The sequence below is a fragment of the Janthinobacterium sp. SUN137 genome (genome assembly GCF_030587265.1).
Lineage (GTDB): Bacteria > Pseudomonadota > Gammaproteobacteria > Burkholderiales > Burkholderiaceae_D > Janthinobacterium > Janthinobacterium kumbetense.
On record NZ_JAPWHZ010000004.1, the window covers coordinates 251,368 to 268,926 of the forward strand.

At 61.1% G+C, this 17,559-nt stretch carries 19 protein-coding genes; 10 read left to right on the forward strand and 9 right to left on the reverse strand.

All coding sequences use genetic code 11. The annotated features are described in order from the left end of the window. Window positions 1-11: 11 nt before the first annotated feature. Window positions 12-701: a response regulator transcription factor gene (locus tag O3298_RS21575; RefSeq protein ID WP_099665880.1), complete on the reverse strand. Its 690-nt coding sequence runs from the start codon at window positions 699-701 to the stop codon at window positions 12-14. Between the two features lie 169 nt (window positions 702-870). On the opposite strand from O3298_RS21575, the gene O3298_RS21580 reads away from it, so the two are divergent. Then, window positions 871-1,380: a hypothetical protein gene (locus O3298_RS21580; protein WP_305060509.1), complete on the forward strand. Its 510-nt coding sequence runs from the start codon at window positions 871-873 to the stop codon at window positions 1,378-1,380. Window positions 1,381-1,385: 5 nt separating this feature from the next. On the opposite strand, the gene ptuB is transcribed toward O3298_RS21580, so the two are convergent. From ptuB to metE, 6 genes are all read right to left on the reverse strand, one after another. Further along, window positions 1,386-2,018, reverse strand: coding sequence for a retron Ec78 anti-phage system effector HNH endonuclease PtuB (ptuB, locus tag O3298_RS21585; protein ID WP_289912513.1), 633 nt, complete (start codon window positions 2,016-2,018; stop codon window positions 1,386-1,388). Beyond that, on the reverse strand, window positions 2,011-3,459 hold the full coding sequence (locus O3298_RS21590) for an AAA family ATPase (RefSeq protein ID WP_289912511.1): 1,449 nt from the start codon (window positions 3,457-3,459) through the stop codon (window positions 2,011-2,013). The genes ptuB and O3298_RS21590 overlap by 8 nt, the downstream gene beginning before the upstream one ends. A gap of 117 nt (window positions 3,460-3,576) precedes the next feature. Next, entirely contained in the window at window positions 3,577-3,828 is a 252-nt protein-coding gene (minE, locus tag O3298_RS21595; RefSeq protein ID WP_034752886.1) for a cell division topological specificity factor MinE, read from the reverse strand. A gap of 1 nt (window position 3,829) precedes the next feature. Then, window positions 3,830-4,645, reverse strand: a complete 816-nt coding sequence (gene minD / locus O3298_RS21600) for a septum site-determining protein MinD (protein WP_034783730.1) — start codon at window positions 4,643-4,645, stop codon at window positions 3,830-3,832. A 37-nt stretch (window positions 4,646-4,682) separates the two neighbouring features. Continuing rightward, window positions 4,683-5,432, reverse strand: a complete 750-nt coding sequence (gene minC, locus O3298_RS21605) for a septum site-determining protein MinC (RefSeq protein ID WP_035828495.1) — start codon at window positions 5,430-5,432, stop codon at window positions 4,683-4,685. A gap of 356 nt (window positions 5,433-5,788) precedes the next feature. Next, window positions 5,789-8,101 carry a 5-methyltetrahydropteroyltriglutamate--homocysteine S-methyltransferase gene (metE, locus tag O3298_RS21610; protein ID WP_305060510.1) on the reverse strand — a complete coding sequence of 771 codons (2,313 nt, stop codon included), beginning with the start codon at window positions 8,099-8,101 and terminating at the stop codon, window positions 5,789-5,791. Between the two features lie 118 nt (window positions 8,102-8,219). On the opposite strand from metE, the gene O3298_RS21615 reads away from it, so the two are divergent. From O3298_RS21615 to O3298_RS21635, 5 genes are all read left to right on the forward strand, one after another. Further along, entirely contained in the window at window positions 8,220-9,128 is a 909-nt protein-coding gene (locus O3298_RS21615; protein ID WP_099665877.1) for a LysR family transcriptional regulator, read from the forward strand. Window positions 9,129-9,256: 128 nt separating this feature from the next. After that, a complete protein-coding gene (locus O3298_RS21620; RefSeq protein ID WP_077398509.1) occupies window positions 9,257-9,742 on the forward strand; it encodes a phasin family protein in 486 nt (161 codons plus the stop codon). Between the two features lie 222 nt (window positions 9,743-9,964). Then, window positions 9,965-11,143 (forward strand): acetyl-CoA C-acetyltransferase, encoded by a 1,179-nt coding sequence (locus tag O3298_RS21625; RefSeq protein ID WP_034783723.1) that lies wholly within the window; start codon window positions 9,965-9,967, stop codon window positions 11,141-11,143. A 137-nt stretch (window positions 11,144-11,280) separates the two neighbouring features. Beyond that, a complete protein-coding gene (gene phbB / locus O3298_RS21630; protein ID WP_035823615.1) occupies window positions 11,281-12,021 on the forward strand; it encodes an acetoacetyl-CoA reductase in 741 nt (246 codons plus the stop codon). A 117-nt stretch (window positions 12,022-12,138) separates the two neighbouring features. After that, on the forward strand, window positions 12,139-13,563 hold the full coding sequence (locus O3298_RS21635; RefSeq protein WP_305060511.1) for a hypothetical protein: 1,425 nt from the start codon (window positions 12,139-12,141) through the stop codon (window positions 13,561-13,563). On the opposite strand, the gene O3298_RS21640 is transcribed toward O3298_RS21635, so the two are convergent. After that, window positions 13,500-14,120, reverse strand: coding sequence for a LysE family translocator (locus O3298_RS21640; protein ID WP_305060512.1), 621 nt, complete (start codon window positions 14,118-14,120; stop codon window positions 13,500-13,502). The genes O3298_RS21635 and O3298_RS21640 overlap by 64 nt on opposite strands. 153 nt (window positions 14,121-14,273) lie before the next feature. Between O3298_RS21640 and O3298_RS21645 the strand changes: the two genes are divergently transcribed. The 4 genes from O3298_RS21645 (at window position 14,274) to O3298_RS21660 (ending at window position 16,842) form a co-directional block, all read left to right on the forward strand. Beyond that, window positions 14,274-14,756 (forward strand): Lrp/AsnC family transcriptional regulator, encoded by a 483-nt coding sequence (locus tag O3298_RS21645; protein ID WP_034752896.1) that lies wholly within the window; start codon window positions 14,274-14,276, stop codon window positions 14,754-14,756. 78 nt (window positions 14,757-14,834) lie between these two features. After that, window positions 14,835-15,791 (forward strand): prolyl aminopeptidase, encoded by a 957-nt coding sequence (pip, locus tag O3298_RS21650; protein ID WP_305060513.1) that lies wholly within the window; start codon window positions 14,835-14,837, stop codon window positions 15,789-15,791. 112 nt (window positions 15,792-15,903) lie between these two features. Further along, entirely contained in the window at window positions 15,904-16,344 is a 441-nt protein-coding gene (locus O3298_RS21655) for a DUF2721 domain-containing protein (protein WP_034783716.1), read from the forward strand. A 42-nt stretch (window positions 16,345-16,386) separates the two neighbouring features. Beyond that, window positions 16,387-16,842: a hypothetical protein gene (locus O3298_RS21660; RefSeq protein ID WP_099408108.1), complete on the forward strand. Its 456-nt coding sequence runs from the start codon at window positions 16,387-16,389 to the stop codon at window positions 16,840-16,842. A gap of 2 nt (window positions 16,843-16,844) precedes the next feature. On the opposite strand, the gene O3298_RS21665 is transcribed toward O3298_RS21660, so the two are convergent. Beyond that, the gene (locus tag O3298_RS21665) at window positions 16,845-17,426 is read right to left on the reverse strand and encodes an SRPBCC family protein (RefSeq protein WP_289899628.1); all 582 of its coding nucleotides are present in this window, start codon (window positions 17,424-17,426) and stop codon (window positions 16,845-16,847) included. Window positions 17,427-17,559: the final 133 nt, after the last annotated feature.

Consider the following 17,559-nt stretch of genomic DNA (forward strand, 5'->3'; position numbering starts at 1 on the left):
TTTGCCGCCGTTCAGCCGCCCAGTTTTTCCAGGCGATAACCGTAACTGTAGACGGGTACCAGCCTGTAGCCGTGTTCCGGTTTCAGCTGCAGCTTGTTGCGCACGCGCGAGACATGGGTATCCATGGTGCGCGAAGGCAGGGCCGTGTCGCGCTGCCACACGGCTTCGTGGATGTAGGCGCGCGACAATGGACGGCCCAGGTTGCGGAAAAACAGCAGCGCCAGGGCGAATTCCTTGTGCGTCACGTCGAGCACTTCGCCATCGCGCAGCAGGCGGCCGGGGCGGGTTTCAAACGTGTAATGACCGAATTGCAAGGTTTCGGCGCCATTCTGGGCCGGGTACGCCACGCGCAGCAGGGCCTGGGTGCGCAAGGTCAGTTCGCTGCGCCGCAAGGGCTTGATCATGTAGTCGTCGGCGCCGGCCGTCATGCCCGCTACCACGTCGTCTTCGCCGGAACTGTTGGTCATAAACAACACGGGCGCCTTGGGCGCCAGTTTTTCCCGGGCACGGCGCAATACTTCCGCGCCGTCCAGATCGCTCACATGCCAGTCGAGGATCAGCATGTCGCAACTGTCCTTGCGCAGTTGCCCCAGCATGTCCTTGGCACTCTGAAACTCGTGGCAAGCGTGGCCGGCGGCGGTGAGCACCTGGCAGATCAGTTCTGCCTGGCTATGGTCGCTATCGAGTACGGCAATTCGCATAATTGGCTGGAGTGTGTAGCAACAAACAGACGGTCCGCTCTGCTTATCGTAATGTTAAGGAATGCTCAAGTGAAATATAACAGAGATTGCAACTGTGTCCAGTGAAATCGGCAGCTGAGGCCTTTACGTTACACTTGTTCATCTACCCATCACTCGCGGAGAAACGGCCATGGCAGACAAGAGCACCACCGATTGGACCCTGATACCGGCCAGCCATGCCGACATCGAGCAAGTGCGCGAGCGTTGCCGGCGCCTGGTGCAGCGGCGTGCCATGATGTCGGCGGGCGCCTCGGCCATCCCCATTCCCGGCATCGACCTGATGTCCGACGTAGGCCTGTTTTCCATGCTGATCAACGATATCAACCACGAATTCGGCCTCACGCCCGAGCAGATCGAGCGCCTGAACCCGCAGTTCAAGATGATGGCCTACCGCGCGGCGGTGGGCATGGGCGGCATGCTGGTGGGAAAGTTGGTGTCGCGCGAACTGATCCTCCAGCTGCTCAAGCGCAGTGGCGTCAAGATTGCCACCAAGCAGGTGGCGCGCTTCGTGCCGTTTGCCGGCCAGGCGGTGGCGGCAGCCATCGGCTACGCCGTGTTCCGCCAGATCGGCAACCAGCACGTGAACGCCTGCGCCGCGGTGGCGCAGGAATTGCTCACGGTCAGGCCGGATGAAAGCTGATTTCTTTAAGCAGAAATCAAAGTGTGCTTGATGGCGGTCGAAAATGGCAGATATGCTGTCGCTGCCAGTTCGTCTTTATATAATTCGATGCATTGTTCGCGGGTCAAATCACCAGACTCCACTATCTTCATGAATTCCATTCCCAAGTCGGTATAACCGGCGATGGCGCTGCGCCGCATTTCACGTAAAGCGCCATTAAGATTGAAAATGCGTATGGTTTCCATGGCACGTTTTTTATCCTCGGGATTCAATCCTTCGCGCACGGCCACGCTGCCGTCGCTGACGAACAGGAAAAAGTATTCTGGGTCTTCCTCGTCTGGTTTGATGAGGTCTGCAGGATCGTAATGCGGCAATTCATCCTTGAATTTGCCGCAGTTGTCGACGCGGTTGCATGATCCGAATAAATTAGACCATAGAAAGGTTACTTTCGGATCGCGTCCCTTTTGACGAAAGTGATCGATATGTTTCTTGTTGTCGCGCAAGGTATCTTCGCAATAGGCGCAGCGATGTTGTTGCATCTCATCAAGTTTTTCCCAAATCGCTTGCTTGTCTTCGACAGTGACGGTTTTCCAATTGTCCCGGCCATGCTGATATCTTGATAAGCATGTCGGTGCTGCACGGCGTTGCAGCTTATGCATCACCAGTCTCGCGCAACGGCAATTTGCGTTTGAAGGCTTGCAGGCGTATCAGGCGGTCACATTCAAGCATCTTTGGATGGCTGGCACCAAAATGCGTGTTCAGTTCTGCTCGTAACGCCGCGCCACTCGGCTCGTCATGCAAATTCTGCTGAATTAATGCCATGTAGTGACTGAGTTGGCGTGCCGGCTCGACATCTGGCACCGGATCGATACCCATGACATTGGCCAATACGTCCGAGCTGGCCACGCCCATGGTTTGTTGATAGATCTTATTGACCACCATGCGCTTGCGTCCGCTTTCTTCGTCCAGTTCCCAATCCAGTCGGCGTATGCAGTGCGAGTCGATGCTGCTGAGCACCTGAGGGCTGTGGGTGGTCACGATGAACTGGATATTCGGAAAGGCCTTTTGTAGGTCTGGCAGGACGGTTTGCTGCCATTCCGGATGCAAGTGCATGTCCACTTCATCAATCATGACGATGCCATGCGTGAGCAGGGCTGCCTTGTCGCCATGGTGGGTATTGAGTTTATAGCAGCGGTAGGCAATGTCACCGACGAGCGCCAGCATGTTGCGTATGCCGTCACTGAGCTGGCTTACCTTGAGCTTGCCTTGATCAGGATGTTCCAGTACCAGATCGTCGTGCTCGGCGCTGTATTCCAGCCAATGCCAGCCTGTATGCGGTTCCAGAATCACGTCGATGGCCTGCTGGACGGCGCGTACTGGCGCAAGCAGATCGTCTGCGACCTCCGCATCGGGCCCGAGTCTCTTTTCGAGATTGCGGATCTGTGCATCCCTGAGTGCCTTGAATACGCGCGTGTACCACTGGGAAAAGTCTTTATAGCTCGATGAAGGAGCGAGGCAATCGCGATAGGCCCAGGTGCGTGAAAAGGATGCCTGGTCTACTTTATCCGATTTGCCGGCCAGTTTTTTCTGGCTCCACAATCGGCCTGTGCCGTAATAACCGAGCATGGGCAATTCGTCTGCTTCAACCTGACCATTGGCAAAGACGCGCCTTTCCAGCACCTGCGCATGGCTATATAGCGCTATTGCATCGGAGAAAGCATTGTTTTTTGTTTTGCTGGATCTTTTGACGCTGTCGCGCAAGCGTCTCCCATGCCATTCCAGATCAGTACGATCTGCGTCATGGACCATCGGCTCAATAGTGCCAAATGACTCAATCACACAAGGCAGGCGCCATTCCATCTGATGTGCCGCCAGTTTTTCGCGCAATACATCGTCAATATTGATACCGGTGGTATCGAGCGACATGCTGCCCAGGTCAAAACCGGCAAGATACGGCCATAAGGCAATCTTGATCGCGTCGAGCAGGGACGATTTTCCTTGGCCGTTGAGTGCGACGATGACGGTCAACTGGGGATCGAAGGTGAGCTGCACATGTTCAAAACAACGGAAATTCTGCAGAGTGATCCGTTCGATTTTCAATGTTGGCTCCAGTGCAGCATAAGTGTATATCGTCGGGGACAACGCGAAAAGGGCTGACTGAATGTCAACCCTTTGATTATAGTACTGTTTTTGCCCGCTTTGGTTGCTTGGCCAGCCTTACGCGTCCGGCAGCACCACGTTGACGTCGAGTACTTCCAGGTTGCCCTGGCGGTCCAGCGAAATCTTGATGTCGTCGGCATTGACCTTGGTGTACTTGGAAATGACGGCGATCAATTCCTTGTGCAGGGCGGGCAGGAAGTCCGGACCATCGCGTCCGCTGCGTTCGCGGGCGATGATGATCTGCAGGCGTTCCTTGGCCGCGGTGGCCGTCTTCGGCTTGGGGGGGAACAGGAAAGAAAGCAAGGCCATATCACTTCGCCCCAAAAATGCGCTGGAGTAATCCAGGCTTTTCATAGTTGGTAAAGCGCAACTCGACATCTTCGCCGAGGAAACGCGACACCACGTCTTCATAGGCTTGCGCCACGTCCGTACCCGTGAAATGGATGGCCGGGTTGCCCTGGTTCGAGGCGGCCAGCACTTGCTCCGATTCCGGAATGATGCCCACCAGCGGGATGCGCAGGATTTCCTGCACGTCCTGGTAGGACAGCATTTCATCCGATTCCACGCGTTTCGGCGAGTAACGGGTAATCAGCAAGTGTTCCTTGACGGGCTCGCCGCCCGTCTGCGCGCGGCGCGACTTGGCTTGCAGGATGCCCAGGATGCGGTCCGAATCGCGCACCGACGACACTTCCGGGTTGGTGACGATGATGGCTTCATCGGCAAACGTCAGCGCCATCAGCGCGCCATGCTCGATGCCGGCCGGCGAATCGCAGATGATGAATTCGAAGCCCATGTTGATCAGGTCGTTCAACACGCGTTCCACGCCTTCTTCCGACAAGGCATCCTTGTCGCGCGTTTGCGAGGCGGGCAGGATGAACAGGTTGTCGCAGTGCTTGTCCTTGATCAAGGCCTGGTTCAGGGTTGCTTCCTTGTTGATCACATTGATCAGGTCGTAGACGACGCGGCGCTCGCAACCCATGATCAGGTCGAGGTTACGCAGGCCCACGTCGAAGTCGAGCACGGCTGTCTTGTGGCCGCGCATGGCCAGGCCAGTGGAAAAACTGGCGCTAGAGGTCGTCTTGCCGACACCGCCCTTGCCGGACGTCACAACAATAATTCTTGCCACAAATAATCCTTTTCAGATATCTCTTGAATTGTGCAGCTTAAGAGCGGTTCACGGGAGTGACCGGATTGACAGAGTGTATATCGATTCTGTCTCCAGCCAAACGAATTTGCGCGGGTCCGCGCGCCATTTCTGCGGGGAAACCATCCTCGAACGTGCGGTACACGCCGGCGATCGAGACCAGTTCCGGTTCCATGGCCAGCGCGAAGATGCGCGCCTGGGCATTGCCCGAGGCGCCAGCCAGCGCGCGGCCGTACAGCGAGGAATATACGTGGATGCTGCCGTCGGCGATGATTTCGGCGCCATTGTTGACGACGGCGGTGATGATCAGGTCGCAGCCGCGCGCATAGATGCGCTGGCCGGCCCGCACGGGCGTGTCGATCACCATCACCTGTGCGTCGGCGCCCGACTGGGCGGCGGCAGTGGGGGTATCCTTGGGACCATCCTTGGGCGGCGCATCGTCGCGCGTCTTGCCGCTGTCGAGGCTCAAGCCTTGCGCCAGGATGGCGTCATGCATGTCGGCCGGCGCATTGCGCACGGCCACGGCATTCAAACGGTATTTTTTCAGCAGGGCCACGAGGGCGGCCCAGTCGATGGGCACGCTGCCGGGCGGCAAGGCTGCCACGTCCAGCACGGCCAGGTCGTCCTCGAAAAAGTCCGCCACGCCTCCCGTCATGTCGCGTAAGGCGGCATCGAGTGCCTGCGTATCGGCGCTATGCAGAATGGCGGAGACGGCAACGACGGTGGAAATCTTGATTTCGATAGGCTTCTGCGACGGGCTTTTGGACATAAACATTTATCAAAGTGAAACTGCGGCAGGCCAGATGTTCCGTACGGCAACAATGGGAGCAGTAAATTTCTTGCATTCTACTGCAAAAAAATCGGCATCAGGGGCCTGGCGCGTGCTATTCCGCAGGGCAACACCTACTTCATGTCAAAAAAAACGGACGGCGCCCCGGAAAACCGGTGCGCCGCCCCGAAAGCAGCCGAGAATGCGGCTTGAGTACGCCTATCAAAACCTGCTGCGCGTCGTAATTTGCGGTCTGCGATGCTCACTGTACCTTCATACAGTTGCGCTTCTCAAGCACAACTTTCTTCCGCTCGCTACGGTTTTGTCAGGCCTTGCATGACCTTGTCATATTTTCATCACGCCGCGCGCATCTGCCGTGCCGCCGCGACCATGTTTTGCAAGGCCGCCTCCGTTTCCGCCCAGCCCCGCGTCTTCAAGCCGCAATCCGGGTTGACCCATAAATGCGCCGGGGGAATGACGGCGCTGGCCTTTTGCAGCAATGTCACCATGTCGAGGGTCGAGGGGATGCGCGGCGAGTGGATGTCGTATACGCCGGGGCCGATTTCGTTCGGATACTGGAACTGGCCAAAGCCCGCCAGCAGCGCCATGTCGGAGCGGCTCGTCTCTATCGTGATGACGTCGGCATCCATGGCGGCGATCTGCGGCAGGATGTCGTTGAACTGCGCATAGCACATGTGGGTGTGGATCTGCGTCGTGTCGCTGACGACGCAGGCGGCGATGCGGAAGGCGCGCGTGGCCCAGTTCAGGTAGGCGTCCCACTGGCCGCGGCGCAGCGGCAAGCCTTCGCGCAGGGCCGGCTCGTCGATCTGGATGATGCCGATGCCGGCAGTTTCCAGGTCGGCTACCTCGTCGCGGATGGCCAGGGCGATCTGCAGCGCCGTGGCGGCGCGCGGCTGGTCGTCGCGCACGAACGACCATTGCAGGATCGTCACCGGACCCGTCAGCATGCCCTTCATCGGTTTATTGGTCAGGCTTTGCGCGTGCACCGTCCAGGCCACCGTCATGGCGGCCGGGCGCTGCACGTCGCCGTAGATGACGGGCGGCTTGACGCAGCGCGAGCCGTACGATTGCACCCAGCCGTGGCGCGTGAAGACAAAACCGTCCAATTGTTCGCCGAAGTATTCGACCATGTCGTTGCGTTCCGCTTCGCCATGCACGAGCACGTCCAGGCCCAGTTCTTCCTGGCGCCCCACGGCGTGGGCGATTTCGGCGCGCATCTGCCGTTCATACTCGGCGCTCGCCAGTTCGCCCCGCTTGTGGCTGGCGCGGGCGGCGCGGATGGCGGGCGTCTGCGGGAAGGAACCGATGGTCGTCGTGGGGAAATCGGGCAGTTGCAAGCGCGCGCGCTGCATGGCCTGGCGCTGCCGGAAGCCGGAATCGCGGCGGTCCACGGTGGGAGACAGCGCTTGCAGGCGCTGCGCCACATGCGGGCGGTGCACGCGGGGACTGGCGCGCCGCCCGGCGACAGCCAGACGGGACTGTGCCAGTGCGGCGTCATCGGGGTGGCCGGCGAGCGCGCCCTTGAGGATGGCGATCTCCGCCAGTTTTTCCGTGGCGAACGCCAGCCAGCTCCGGATATCGCCGTCGAGCTCCGTTTCCGCTTCCAGGCTGAACGGCACGTGCAGCAGCGAGCACGACGGCGCCAGCCACAAATGGCCGTCGCGCCTGGCTGCCAGCGGCCGCAGCACGGCCAGGGCCGCGTCGAGGTCGGTGCGCCAGATATTGCGCCCGTCGACGATACCAATCGACAAGACTTTATGCGCGGGCAGCCAGTCCGTCACGCTGATCAATTCATGCGGCGCGCGGATGCCGTCCACATGCAGGCCGGCCACGGGCAGGCGGCACGTCAGGCTGAGGTTTTCTTCCAGCGGCGAGAAATACGTGGCCAGCAGGATATTCATGCCCACCTGGTTCAACTGCCAATACGTGCTTTCGAAGGCGCTGCGCCACGCATTGGGCAAGTCCAGGCCCAGGATCGGCTCGTCGAGCTGCACCCACGTCACGCCTTGCTGTTTCAGGCGGTCGAGCAGGGCGCCGTAGACGGGCAGCAGTTGTTCCAGCAGGGCCAGGCGATCGAAGCCTGGCGTCTTTTCCTTGCCCAGCCACAAGAAGGTGAGGGGGCCGATCAGGGCCGCCTTGACCGGGTGGCCCAGGGCCTGCGCCTCGGCGACTTCCGCCAGCAGGCGCTCGCAAGCGAGCGAAAAGCGGGTCTGCGGCGACAGTTCGGGCACCAGGTAATGGTAATTGGTGTCAAACCACTTGGTCATTTCCAGCGCGGCAGTGCCTGCGGCGTGTGCATGGTGTGCGTGGCCGCAGCCGGCATGGACGGCGTGGGTGTCTGCGCCGCGCGCCATGGTGAAATAGCGCGCCAGCGGCGATTGCTCTGGCGCAAAGTGGAAACGGGCCGGTTCGCAGCCCAGCAGCTGGATATGGTTGGCCACCTGGTCGTAAAAGGCGAAGTCGCCCACGGTGACGTAATCGAGGCCGGCGTCGCGCTGCTGGGCCCAGTGGCGCGCGCGCAGTTGCCGGCCCGTCGCTTCCAGTTCCGCCTCGGACAGCTCGCCACGCCAGTGGCTTTCCAGCGCCAGTTTCAGTTCGCGCGCGGCGCCGATACGGGGAAAGCCAAGGACGTGGGTACGAATGGTCATGATGTCATCGAGATTTAATGTGAATGCGCTAGAGTGTGCGGCAACTTGATCTATAATCAAAACGAAACATTTTGCCGAATCACATGAAAATAATTCACGCACAGAATCCATTTCTCCGATGCTAGAAATCCGTCACCTGCGCACCTTGAGTGCCCTGCGTTCGTCCGGCAGCCTGGTGCGCGCCGCGCAGCTGCTCAACCTGACCCAGTCGGCCCTGTCGCACCAGATCCGTTTGCTGGAAGAGCGCTACAAGGCGCCATTGTTCGAGCGCAAGTCGATGCCGATCGCGTTTACGGCCACGGGCAGCCGGCTGCTGGCCCTGGCCGACAAGCTGCTGCCCGAGATCGAGCTGGCCGAGCGCGACGTGGCGCGCCTGTCGCAGGGCGACAAGGGGCAGCTGCGCGTGGCGCTCGAATGCCATACGTGCTTCGACTGGCTCATGCCCGTGATGGATGCCTTCCGCCAGCGCTGGCCGGAAGTGGAGATCGACCTTGTTTCCGGCTTTCACAGCGAACCGGCGGACTTGCTGCGTTCGGGCGAGGCGGACCTCGTGATCGGCTCGCCGTACGGCCCCGATTTCACCGTGTTTCCCCTGTTCCGTTTTGAAATGCTGGTGGTGATGGCGCAAAAGCACCGGCTGCAGGCGCAGCGCCGGCTGGCGGCGGCCGACTTCACGGGCGAGACATTAATTACCTATCCCGTGCCGGAAGAGCGTATCGACCTGATCCGCGAAGTGCTGCGGCCGGCCGGCATCGCGTTTGAACGCCGCACGGCCGAATTGACGGTGGCCGTGCTGCAACTGGTGGCGAGCCGGCGCGGCATTGCCGCCTTGCCGAACTGGGCGATCAAGAATTACGTCGATTACGATTACGTCGTGGCGCGCCCGGTGGGCGAACACGGCTTGTGGAGCGATTTGTACGTGTCCGTGCCGGAGCATCTGCAGGACAAGGCGTATGTGCGCGATTTCGTCAGCGTGATACGCGAGCAATGCGCGGCCTCGCTGGACGGTATCAAGTTGTTGTCCTGACCAGCGTTGGGTTGGAAACAAACCAACAGCAAAGTTTGATAAATATCAAGGTTCAGCAATGAACCACCGCTTACAGTTGAGCACTGTGCGGCGCAACATGCGCTGCCTACTCTTTGGGGAGGAACACGATGTTTTCATTTTCCGAACAATGGGCACGGGCCGGCAAGGCCGTGGTGGAAGCACAATTGATCAGCGCGCAAGCGTATGCCCAGGCCGCTGTCGACAGCGGCGCCAGCGTGCTGGAATTGCAGCTCGATGCGGCCCGCACGGCGCTGGCGGCCGCTACTGTGGCGGGCAATCAGCTGCTGTCCGCGAAGGACCCGCAAGCGCTGCTGGAACTGTCGCGCACGCAGTCGCAACTGGCCATCGAACGCATCGGTGCATATAGCCGCCAGGCAAAGGATGTTGCTCAAGAAACCCAGGAGAAATTCGACACTGTGACAAAGGGTGAGTTTGCTGCATCGCGTCAAAAATTTGGCGAGCTGTTGCAGGTGGTAAAGCAAACGCCCGTACCCCTGATTATTCCTTTCAATAATTTTCTAAAAACCACTTTCGGCGGCGCCGATGAAGGGTATGATAAAAATAAAAACACGCGTCCTGCTCGCCAGGCGTAAGCGCGTTGCGGCCCGGCAGCGGCTATCCGCCGCGCCAGGCCGCCCGCCGCCACCGCAGGCAGGCTGTGATCGCCGCCGCCTGCGGTGCGGCGCTGGAACTGCGGCGCATGCCGCGCTAGAATGAAACACAGCTTGCTGTGTCTTCCCGGATTCACAGGATTCCAATGGGATTCTATTAGCACCTTGACCTTGGCCCTCGTGGCCAGCATATCGGAGAAATAAATGGATGATGTCGTAATCGTGGCCGCCGGCCGTACCGCAGTCGGCAAATTCGGTGGCAGTCTGGCCAAGATTCCTGCGTCCGAACTGGGCGCGCATGTAATCAAGGGCTTGCTGGCACAAACCGGCATCGACCCGAACCTGATCGGCGAAGCGATCCTGGGCCAGGTGCTGACGGCTGCCGTCGGCCAGAACGCCGCGCGCCAGGCCGTCATCAAGGCTGGCCTGCCGAGCAGCATCCCGGCATTCACCATCAACAAGGTATGCGGCAGCGGCTTGAAGGCCACGCACCTGGCGGCGCAAGCGATCAAGTGCGGCGACGCCAACATCATCATCGCCGGCGGCCAGGAAAACATGAGCGCCTCGCCGCACGCGATGAACGGCTCGCGCGACGGTTTCCGCATGGGCGACTTCAAGATGATCGACACCATGATCGTCGACGGCCTGTGGGACGTGTACAACCAGTACCACATGGGCATCACGGCGGAAAACGTCGCCAAGAAATACGAAGTGACGCGCGCCGAGCAGGATGAATTCGCGCTGCAGTCGCAACTGAAGGCGGAAGCGGCGCAAAAGGCGGGCAAGTTCAAGGATGAAATCCTGCCGCTGGAAATCGCCAACAAAAAAGGTACCGTTGTCTTCGACAGCGACGAATACATCAAGCCCGGCTCGACCCTGGAATCGCTGGCCGGCCTGCGCCCCGCGTTCGCCAAGGATGGCACCGTCACGGCCGGCAACGCTTCCGGCCTGAACGACGGCGCCGCCGCCGTCATCATGATGTCCGCCTCGCAAGCGAAGGAACTGGGCTTGAAGCCGCTGGCGCGCATCAAGGCCTACGCCTCGTCGGGCCTGGACCCGGCCGTCATGGGCATGGGCCCCGTCTCCGCATCGCGCCTGTGCCTGAAAAAAGCCGGCTGGACGCATGAAGAGCTGGACTTGATGGAAATCAACGAAGCGTTTGCCGCGCAAGCGATTGCCGTCAACAAGGAAATGGGCTGGGATACCAGCAAGATCAACGTGAACGGCGGCGCGATTGCCATCGGCCACCCGATCGGCGCCTCGGGCGCGCGCATCCTGGTCACCCTGATCCACGAAATGATACGCCGCGACGCCAAGAAAGGCCTGGCCGCATTGTGCATCGGCGGCGGCATGGGCGTAGCTTTAGCCATCGAGCGGGATTAATCGCTGGCGCCGCACCCAGGCTGTCGCGCGCTGTGCGTGACGACTGGGTGCGGTACGCCGCCGTCACGCGGCGGAGCTGGATTGCTTTCATTAAATTATTAACTTTTTAGCAACAGAACGACACTGAGGGGATGAAAATGGCAAGAGTTGCATTGGTAACTGGTGGCATGGGTGGTCTGGGCGAAGCAGTGTGTTTCAAGCTGGCGGCGCTCGGCTATCGCGTGGTGACCACATATTCCCCAGGCAATCCGAAGGTCGCGGAATGGCTGGCGACGACCAAGGACATGGGCTACGACTTCAAGGCGTATCCGTGCGACGTGGCCGACTACGATTCGGCAGCGGCCTGCGTGGCGGCCGTGGAAGCGGAAATCGGTCCTGTCGACGTGCTGGTGAATAACGCCGGCATCACGCGCGACATGACGTTCAAGAAGATGGACAAGCCGAACTGGGACGCCGTGATGGGCACCAACCTCGATTCCGTCTTCAACATGACCAAGCCCGTCTGCGACGGCATGGTGGAACGCGGCTGGGGCCGCATCATCAATATCTCGTCCGTGAATGGCCAGAAGGGCGCCTTCGGCCAGACCAACTATTCGGCCGCGAAAGCCGGCATGCATGGTTTCACCAAGTCGCTGGCGCTGGAAGTGGCGCGCAAGAACGTCACCGTCAACACCATCTCGCCAGGCTACATCGGCACCAAGATGGTCATGGCGATTCCGCAGGAAGTGCTCGACAGCAAAATCATCCCGCAAATTCCGATGGCGCGCCTGGGCAAGCCGGAAGAAGTGGCCGGCCTGGTGGCTTACCTGGCTTCCGATGAAGCAGCCTTCGTCACGGGCGCCAACATCTCGATCAACGGCGGCCAGCACATGTCGTAATCGTTGTTGAGGTAAAACAAAAAGACAGCTGCGGCTGTCTTTTTTTATGCTTGCAAGCAAAACAAGGGAATCGCCGGATTTGCCTTAAAATCAGTATTTCTCCACTGCATCATCTCCATGACCCTAGTTCCCGCCTTGCGCCGCGCCAGCGTGGCCGCCATCCTTTTCCTGGGCGCCAGTGCGGCCCAGGCTGCTGTCTCGTTTCACGTGAGCGTCACCACCGAGCGAGAGAAATTCCCCGGCGTGAAAAGCCGCTTGCCTGCGCAAGAAGTGGAGGAAAACGATGTGGTGCTGGGCCAGCAGTACATCAGCGTCAGCGATGGCAAGACGCTGTCCGTGCTCGATTTTTCCACGCGCCGGCGCTATGTTATCGACAAGGCGGCTGGCACTTACGAGCAATATTCGCTGTTCGATGTTGTCGGGCAGCGCCAGAGCGAGATGCGCCACCGGCTGGGCATTGCCGACGTGCTGACGCTTGCCAAGCGGGCCGATCATGTCACGCCCCAGGCTTACGAGGAGCAGGCGCTGTCGGTCCGGGCCGGCAAGGTGCGAGGCAGGCTGGTCCCCAACATTCTCGATGGCGAGGTCCTGTGGTCGCTCGATGAACACCCCTTGCTGCGCCTGGGGCCGGCCCACATCGCAGGCGATGGGCAGGATAGCAAGGCATTTGCCCAGTTTCTGCGTTATACCTGGGGCGGCCACCCGCTGGTGCTGAAAATGTTTGCAGACAGCAGGCAGATCCCCATGCAATTCCTGCTGTACTACCGGGAGGTGGGAGGCAAGCTCACACGCCGCTTTCGTGTCAGCGGCGTGCAGGCGGATGCGCCCGCGACCTTTACGCTGCAAGGCTACCGGCCGGGCAGGGCCGGCGCCGGGGCCCCCTTGCTGGAGCGCGTGCTGGACCAGGCAACACGGCTGCAGCCATTGGCCGCCGAGGCGCATCCGGCAATGCGCGCGCAGGCGGAGCAGGCGTTTGCCGGGCAACGGCCTTTTGCTGCCTTGCTGATCATGATGGAAGACAATTACTCCACAGGCGCGCCGGTGGGGAAATTATCGCCGCAGCAAAGGCTGGCCCTGGAAACCAATGAACAGGCACAGCAATTGATACGCGCGCTGTCGGCCAGGGACGAGGATGCCATCAAGGCCGGCCTCGCCGCAATACAGGCATTGCGCGCGCAGGTCGGCAAGGATCAGCCCATGCTGACCTTGTTCGAGGCCAGCATGCGGGGCAAGGCAGGGCAATGGCCGGAGGCGATCGTGCTGCATCTGGAAGCGCTGCAAGCGCGGCCGCAGCTGGCCGGCGGCTACAAGGAGCTGGGCGATGCGCTGTATGCGCAGTTCGATACTGCCAATGCCTGGCGCAGCTGGGAGGCGGGCCGGACGCTGGTACCCACGCATCGCCTGTTTGCCAGCGTGAACCGCCGGGAACAGGAGTTACTGACGGGCTATCCCGTCTTTTTCGAGAGCGGAGCGCCGGTTCAGCCCAGCACCAGCCGCCCGGCCAGCAGCACGAACACGGCAGGCAGCACGAACTTGCCGTAAGGCGAAGGCTTGCCGCGCAGGCGGCGCGCCAGGCGCGCGGCCAGCACGGCGTACAGGGCGTCGAACAGCAGGCCCACCAGCACCAGGACGGCGCCCAGGCGCAGGTATTGCATGCCGACCTGCTCGCTGCCGACGACGAATTGCGGCAGGAACATGCTGCAAAACAGCAGTGCCTTCGGATTGAGCAGATTCGTCAGGAAGCCGCGCACCAGGCTGGCGCGGGCGCCATGCGCCGTGGCGGGGGTGGCCGCGTCCTGTGCCGTTTTGCTCGACAGGGCCGACTGCAGCAGGCGCAGCGCCAGGTACAGCAGGTAGGCGGCGCCCGCCCATTTGACCCACTGCAAGGCTTGCGGATGCGTCACCATCAGCGCCGCCAGGCCCGCGCCCGACAGCGCCACATGGACGGCGCGCGCGCCGGCGATGCCCACGGCCGTCACCAGCGCCGTGGCCACGCCGCGCGCGGCGCCCGTCGCCAGCACCAGCGCCATGTCGGGGCCCGGTAATAAAAAGGCGCCGGCCAGTGCCAGCAGGTACATCAGGAAGGTAGAATCGGACATGGCTCGGTCGAAAAGAAAAGCGGGAGCATGCACACGGTGCGGCCTGCTCGCCGGGTCCCATTATGTTCTTGCAGCGATGAAATGTGCTTGCTTTTCCTGCCCTGCATGCCCTAGTATTCGGGTAGATTCCACTCGTATAAAAACAAAAAATAGATGAAAATTTCAGAAGTTAGCCTCGACGCCACCGATTTGCAGATACTCAGGCTGTTGCAGGATGAAGGACGGCTGTCGAATGCGCGCCTGGCCGAGCGCTTGAAGCTGAGCGAAACCCCCGTCTGGCGCCGCTTGCGCCGTCTGGAAGAGGAGGGTTTCATTACCGGCTACCAGGCTTTGCTTAACCGCAAGAAGCTGGGCATCGGCCTGGTGGCGTTCGTACGGGTCGTGTTTGCCAACCATGGCGGCGAACAGCCGTCGCAGTTCGAGCAGGCGATCGCGACGATTCCCGAGATATTGTCGTGCCACAATGTGGCGGGTGAAGCCGATTATTTCCTGCAAGTGGTGGCGCGCGACCTGGAAGCGTATGGCGAATTCGTCTCGACCGTGCTGCGCCGCCTGCCTGGCGTGGCGGAAATCCAGTCCAGCCTGTCGATGCGCGAAATCAAGTCGTCGAACCGCCTGCCCTTGCTGCTGGCCTGAGGCGCCGGCGGCGCACTATAATTGGAACAGTTGCCAGGACTCGTGCCTGGCGCCCCGACTGCCATTCTGAGGACCGCCATGCCCGATTCTTTGTCCCCCCTGTTTCCCGTCCTGTCGCCGAACCGGCACGGCATGCTGGCGGTCGATGACATCCACACCATTTATTGGGAAGAGTGCGGTAATCCCGACGGCATTCCCGTGCTGTTCCTGCACGGCGGCCCGGGAGCGGGCCTGTCGCCGCAGCACCGCCGCTTCTTCGATCCGCAGCGCTACCGCGTGATCCTGTTCGACCAGCGCGGTGCGGGCAAGTCCACGCCGCTGGGCGAATGGCGCAACAATACGACGCAGCTGCTGATCGCCGATATCGAACGCTTGCGCGTCCAGTTCGGCATCGACCGATGGCTGGTGTTTGGCGGCTCGTGGGGTTCGACCCTGGCGCTCGCGTATGGCCAGGCCCACCCCGAGGCTTGCCTCGGTTTCGTGCTGCGCGGCATTTTCCTGTGTACGCAGGCGGAAATCGACTGGTTCATCGAGGGCGTGCGCTGGTTTTATCCGGAACTGTACGCGGAATTCGCCGCGCCTATTCCCGCAGAGGAACGGGGCGACTTGCTGGCGGCCTACGTGAAACGCATCCTCAGCAGCGATCCCGCCGTATATTGGCCCGCCGCGCGCGCCTGGAGCCGCTTCGAAGGCCGCCGCGTCTACCTGATGCCGCAGCCGGAAGATGCGCCGAACGATGCGCTCGACCTGGGCGTGGGCCGGCTCGAATCGCACTACATGGCCAATCTGGGTTTCTTCGAGGAAGACCAGCTGATCCGCAACATGGCGCGCATCGCGCATTTGCCGGCCGTCATCGTGCAAGGCCGCTACGACGCCATCTGCCCGCCGCTGTCGGCCTACCGCCTGCAGCAAGCCTGGCCGGGCGCACAGCTGGAAATGATCCCGGATGCGGGCCATGGCGCGCTCGAGCACGGCATCGCTTCGGCGCTGGTGCGCGCCACCGAGCGCTTCGTGCCGGGGCGCGGTTTCGCATGACGCCAGAGCCCGCCGGTTGGCAAAGCGGCCAGCCGGCGGGCGCCACCTGCTACACTATGGCCTGTGCTGGCGCCACGGTCGGGCGCCGGTGTGAACCTACGACTTTTTATCCATGAACATACAGATCGGCGACATCGGCCATATCATCCAGCTGGCGATTGCGCCGGTTTTCCTGTTGACCGGTATCGGCACCATGCTGGTGGTGCTGACCAACCGCCTGGGCCGCATCATCGACCGCACGCGCGTGCTGGAAGACCGGCTCGACATCGGCTATAACGATTTCTATATGGATGAGCTAGATACCTTGTATCGGCGTACCCATCTGATCAATTACTCGATTTCGCTCAGCACGGCGTGCGGTTTCTTCGTCTGCGTCATCATCGCCATGCTGTTTTTGGGCGATATTCTGAACCTGACCCTGGACAAATACATCGCGGCCTTCTTTGTGCTGGCCGTGATTTGCCTGATCGGCTGTTTTATTTATTTACTGCGCGAAATTTATCTGGCCGCGACGGCCCAGCGCATCCGGCGCCATATCCGCCCGCCACGTTAAGCGGCGCGCCGGTTTACCCTACTATTGAAGAACGAGTCCAGCATGCACGATTACAAACGTCCCCCCACCCTGCACCGCTACGGCCAGCGCAGCGAACTTGAGCTGGCGCTGAGCCTGGGCCAGTTCCGCCTGATGCCTGCGGGCAATTGTTTGACCCTGAGCTTTTCGCAAGTGTGGGACAAGCAACTGTTCGACCTGTTCGCCCCGGCCGACGCCTGTTTGATCATCCACAATACGGAAGAATTCGGCGAACGCCTGCATCGCGCCGTGCAGCGCACCTTGCCCAGCTGGGCCGGCATCGATGGCCTGGTCGAGTATGGCCAGCGCGCCGCCCTGGGCGCCGCCTTCACCAAGACGCGCGCCGAGGCGCCCGAGCAGGAATGGCTGTTCGCCTGGCGCTCGATGCAGCCGCAGGCGAGCCTGAATCCCGTCACGGTAAAGCTGGGCAGCCTGGAAAACTTCGCGGAAATCCGCGACCGCGATACCTATTTGGCGTAGTTTTATCCGGATTTATCGGCGTACTGGCTGTCGATGCGGGCCAGCACGGCCGCCATCATGCGCTCGATATCGCCGCGTATCATGGTCGTGCCCAGCATGCCGGGCACGTAGAAGCCTGGCATCAGCCGGCTGGAAAAGACGATGCGCGTGCCGCCCGTCTCGGGGATGGGGTACAGATTCCAGCGCGATTCGTAATGCCGCATGTCGCCGGAGATCAGGGCGATGTCGATGGCCGTGAACGGCGTTTCCGTGGCCCGCACCACCAGGTGGATGGGGTGGTTCATGAACAGGAAGCGCGCCATGCCCTGCTGTTCGATGATGACTTCATTGCCGTTGCGCGACAGCACGCGGCAGGAACTCAAGTCCGGCACGAATTCATGCATGCGCTCGTAGGTGGTCAGGGTCTTCCAGACGGACGCCGGCGGCGCCTGCACGCTGCCGCTGGCATCGACTTCATACATGCGCTGCCCGTCGACCTCGATGCGCTTGACGTCGACCTTGAGCTTGTCCAGGCGTATCGCCTGCGCCAGCGCGGTAGCGGGGACGGCGCACAGCATCAGCAGGCAAAGGAAGAGTCGCGTCATGCACCTAGCCTACGGGAAACTTGCGCCCGGCACAAGCTGTACGCATCGCCGGCCCGTGCGCCGGGCGATTTAGAACTCCCGGTCTAGAGAAATACGCTGCGGCGAGCGGCAATGCTTGCTACCGTACGGCCTG